Below are 4,706 nucleotides of genomic sequence, written 5' to 3' on the forward strand. Positions count from 1 at the left end.
CGACATTTGGGGTGCGCGACCACCGCCTCCCATCCTCCGTGCTGAACCTCGTGCACGACGTCGATAGGGATATAGCGCTTGGGACGATTGAGCAAGTGCCCCCACACGGTCGGGTCGGACGTGTCCTGCGTCGTCCGCAGGTAGTCCAGAATGATTTTTACGTCCGGCGATTCGTAGAAGTGCTTGTCGCCGACGACGTGATACGGAATGTCCGCGTCGGCGAGCGCTTCTTCAAAGAGTCGGGACTGAATGTTGGTTCGATACAACACCGCAAAGTCGTTCCACGTCATACCCAACTCGTTACGCAAGCGCGTCAGTTCGCTTGCAACAAAGCGCGCCTCCTCTGTATCACTATGCACTGTCACGATTTGCGTGATAGCGTCCTGGGACATGTCTCGATGGGCGGTAACACGTTTCGGAATTTGGTGGCCGGCGTTCAAGTTGATGATGCGACTGCCCAAATCGACGATGAGGTCGTGTGAGCGGTAGTTGCATTCCAGAAAGACTTTTTTCGCTTCGGGAAACCGACGCAAAAACTCGTTCATGAGACCGGGTTGTGCTCCGCGAAAGCCATATATCGATTGCCAATCATCCCCTACGATGAATAGGTTGTTGTGCGCCTTGACGAGTTCCAACAAGAACAGCCACTGCGCCGTGTTCGTGTCCTGAAACTCGTCCACCATAACGTATCGCCAACGCTGACGCCATCGCTTGGCGAACGCTTCGTCGGAACGGAACAGGCGAATCGCGTGGAGGATCATGTCCTCGAAGTCCAGGGTCTTACGCTCAGCCTTCAGCGTCTCATACGCCGCGTAGACCTTGGCCAAAGGGTCCGACACTTGACGCGGGCTGAGCGCGTCCGCTTTGGCCTTGGCGATGGCGGAGATGGCCTCGCCTAGCTTCATCGCGGGTCCGACGCCGTGCGGATTCTTACCACTTGGCTCCTCCAGCACGCGCTCGATCATCCACGTGGGGTCCGACAGCACACGCCAGTCCTCCCCGAGTTCTGGTGTGACCATGCGATATGCGACCGAATGAATCGTCCCGATGGTCACGGCCTTTCCCCGTTCGCCCACGGCGGCAAGCAGACGGTCGGTCATCTCCTGCGCGGCCTTGCGCGTAAACGTGCACGCGAGGATGTCCCCAGGTCTTACGCCCTGGTTGATGAGGTACTGGATGCGCGCGATGAGCATGGCGGTCTTTCCTGAACCGGCCGCGGCGATGACCATGCAAGGGCCGCTTGTGTGCGTTGCAGCTTCTCGTTGTGCGTCGTTCAGCTGATCTAAGGTGGGCACAAATATCCTCCTATGCGGAAGCCATTCTTCGATGTGATTTGGCGTAGTTTCTACGGCTTGTGTGTCACGCGTTTTCTGAGACGCGCTTGGAGGACGTGACTGGCGAAATCGCGGACAGTCCGGATGATGGATACCCAGGGGATTCGAAACGACTGTGTACGTCGGAGGGCGGATGCGCACGCGGCGCAGATGCATGGGGACAGGACGGTCTGGGTTGCAGAGACAGCGAACTGCGGCGCCGAGTGCGTAGCATTCGGCAAGCAGTGACTGCACGTCAGATGAGTGCAACTCCTCGTACGCAAACAGATAACGAGCACTGCCATATCGGATTTCGATGCACCGCGTATCCATGTCTCACGCGCCTCCTTTGTGGAAAGGATAGCGCGTGAGGTGTGAAGAACTGCGCCAAGTTTAGGCCATTTCATAATCGCTGTAAACTGATGCAGCCCGAACTACCGAGCTGTCCATTTTATGTCTACCGCACTTAAATCGAAGCGAAGCGTCTTTTGTAATATTGAATAATAAACTCCATATATAATCAATTTTTGATTTTATAATGAGGGACCGAAAAAGATTCACGAAGATCTATTTGTCTGAACTGTCCAAACTTATTTCTGTATTTAGCGACGACAATAGCAGTTCCCTGTGTAAAATCAGGGCTAGTAAGCCATGCGTTAATAATTATTATCTTATAGCTTTGGGCCGATCTTGTTACTAATAGAGCTAAATTGTGCTTGAAGACTTTCTGGGTTAAACGAGGATTAGTTAAATCCGGAGCCAAATAATGCGCCCCCGTATCTAAGTCATCCACCGTTGCGATAGGAAGCTGTTTGAAGCTTAGTGTTTCCGCGCTATACATATATTTCTTAAGTACATTTGATACAAAGATATCTTGTTCTCTAGCCGTATATAGATAGTAAACTAAAAATATTATAAATAATAAGGAAACCATGATAGTTACAACTAAAATTCGCTTTATTTTCATACCTCATTACCTCCTTACTATTGAGATGGCCATCGCGTAACCAAATCTGTGGTCGTCAGAGTCGATCATCCAAACCCGCTCCTGTTTAGTAATGTGCAAAGGATGGCCAACGGAAACAATCTACGGGAACACCAACCAGCTTTCTCATTCAGTCTTCAACCACCGGTATCCGACCACGCGGGTTTTTGATTTCCATCCAATATAGTTAAATTTTTATAGTATTTATCTCTGCATCATAGCAAAAAGCAATATAATCAAAATTGATGATATTATGGCGCCAGTTAAGGGGAGTATGATTAAGGTCTTTTTTAGCTTAAACATCATTATCACAAACAAAACAAGCAAAATAAAAGAACTGGAAATGGGTAATATAAACCTTAACATCACTTATCCTCCAAAAATTAAAATCAAGATGATGGAAAAGAGAGAGACTTCACTTGTTTTGAGAGATAGAAATATAGATGTGAGTGAAGTCTCTTTTTCACAGACTATTTATCTATCATCTTAAGCTCCTGGAATCTGATAAAATGCAATAACATCTGTTCTATGGTCTGTCCATGCTTGTTCTGCCATATAGATAGCTGTAAATCCTAAACCTATAGCAGATAATCCCGCAATCACTGCTGGGAGAACTGTTTCTGAAGTTATGATGCTAATAGCAGCGCTAACAACGCCACTAGTTACAGCGCCTTCGAATGCAAGTTCAGCATTTCTTGTAGATGATACAGAATTCCAAAAATTAATTAAATAAGAGCTGTTCGATGCGGTTTCTTCGCCCGACCAACTAGTCGAACCATTTATTTGAGCATACCAATATTGACTTCCAGATAGGATGTTGTCGGAACAATAATCTCCCCACCATAGATCCCCAACACTTTCTTGAAGCAGTTGAGGAGATATCTTGCTTGGGGAATAGTTGTTATGATCTAAATTAAGATAATTGGTGGTTCCATCTGGATTTTGTATTAATAGCTGATGTGTGCTGGAGTTATATATAGCGACAACTTTTTCACTACCATAAGTCACAACTGATTCGGTTTCATTACCGTTTGTAGTTCTATCGATCTCAAATAGTTGTCCATTAATGTTAAGTGTTTCAGATGTATCGGTGGTTGCAGCGCGAGAAATTGGAACCATCAAGAAACATCCTAACAATGATCCTGCCAAAGCCGCTGATATAGATTTTCTAATCAAGTTAAACACCTCTCTGTAATCATGTATTTATTGATGGTACGTAAAGTAATTCAAAACTGGTGGGATGACACCATCTGCTGGTTTCAGCGCAGTCAACCCCAACATGGTTGCAACAACCAGACATCCACACAACACAAGCTTCTTCACTTCATCTCACCTCCTTTCAGTGGGGACCGAATTTGTTGCTACTCTCTAGGAAGCCGTTGAAGCTCGCGTAATACGTGATTGGCCAATTCACTTCCGCAAGCCCGTAATGCTTCTACAGCTTGCAACCAGTATGTCTCGGCTTGAACCCATTTCCCACGTTGCTTGTAGAGTTCACCTCCCAACATGAAGAGTTCGGCTCGAATCGGAGTCGTCACGGGAAGCTCTAAGGCCTCGTGCAAACAAGTTTCTGCGTCATCCCAGTTCTGATCAGCTAGGGACCACTTGATTTTCTCTTCGAGCAATCGAGCTTTCCATTCATCGCTGGACACTTCGTTGAATAGAACTGCGTAATCACGAAGGAATGCATCGGCATCCCGTTGAATTCGCTTGAGCACCAATCTGTTATGCCTAACTGCGTACAACAGGTATTCATCCCGCTGAGAATCGGCTAGATCATGAGCCCTGTCTAACAACAGCGACACGTGCTCTGTCACTCCCGAACTCATCTCCGCGGTTGTCCACCCGATGAGCGCCCACGCTTCAAGCTCCGCATTCCCCATGCGTCGCGCGGTCTCTGCCGCAGTGACATAATGTCGAATCGCCTGGTCGTGTTCACCCAAGAGTTCATAGATGCTTGCCAAGTTGATGTGGGTCCGAATCCAACGCTCATCTGAAGGCCCGAGTAGATGCAGAATGAGCCTGAAAAACGTCTCCGACATCTTTAACTGACCCAACTGCCGGGTGCTCAACGCCAAACCACGCAATATGTCATAGGCTACATCTCGGTTGTCATGCAGTCGTGGGTCCACTACAAGAGGGAGAAGCGTTTCGACAGCGCATTGGTAACGTTCCAAGTTCACCAAGGTGATACCCCGGTGGGCGTTAATATGGAAATCCCATGTTGTGAAGTGGTATGCCTCACACAAGTTGTGCGCTGACTCCCACATCTCCAAGGCGTCTTTCCATCGTTCTTGCCGTTCTGCCTGTTCTGCCTGATGGATGAGGGTCATCATCGTCTTTTGGACGATTTCATTGTGGGAACCGAAGAAAATATCCACGGTGACTTGTAAACGTTCCGCTAGATA

At 48.0% G+C, this 4,706-nt stretch carries 4 protein-coding genes; all 4 read right to left on the bottom strand.

From position 1 onward, the window contains the following. A partial coding sequence (locus tag C7445_RS14035) for an ATP-dependent helicase (protein WP_134161305.1) occupies positions 1-1,646 on the bottom strand: 1,646 nt, incomplete at its 3' end. A 187-nt stretch (positions 1,647-1,833) separates the two neighbouring features. Continuing rightward, positions 1,834-2,280 (bottom strand): hypothetical protein, encoded by a 447-nt coding sequence (locus tag C7445_RS14040; protein WP_134161307.1) that lies wholly within the window; start codon positions 2,278-2,280, stop codon positions 1,834-1,836. A 504-nt stretch (positions 2,281-2,784) separates the two neighbouring features. Next, a complete protein-coding gene (locus C7445_RS14045) occupies positions 2,785-3,474 on the bottom strand; it encodes a geobacillin-26 family protein (RefSeq protein ID WP_134161309.1) in 690 nt (229 codons plus the stop codon). Between the two features lie 185 nt (positions 3,475-3,659). Beyond that, positions 3,660-4,706, bottom strand: a 1,047-nt coding sequence (locus tag C7445_RS14050; protein WP_134161310.1) for a tetratricopeptide repeat protein, incomplete at its 5' end; no start/stop codon positions are given.

The sequence above is a fragment of the Alicyclobacillus sacchari genome (genome assembly GCF_004366795.1).
Classification (GTDB): domain Bacteria; phylum Bacillota; class Bacilli; order Alicyclobacillales; family Alicyclobacillaceae; genus Alicyclobacillus; species Alicyclobacillus sacchari.

Coding starts and splice junctions, on each gene's coding strand:
- C7445_RS14040 (WP_134161307.1), bottom strand. CDS start 2,280: ATGAAAATAAAGCGAATTTTAGTTGTAACTATCATGGTTTCCTTATTA.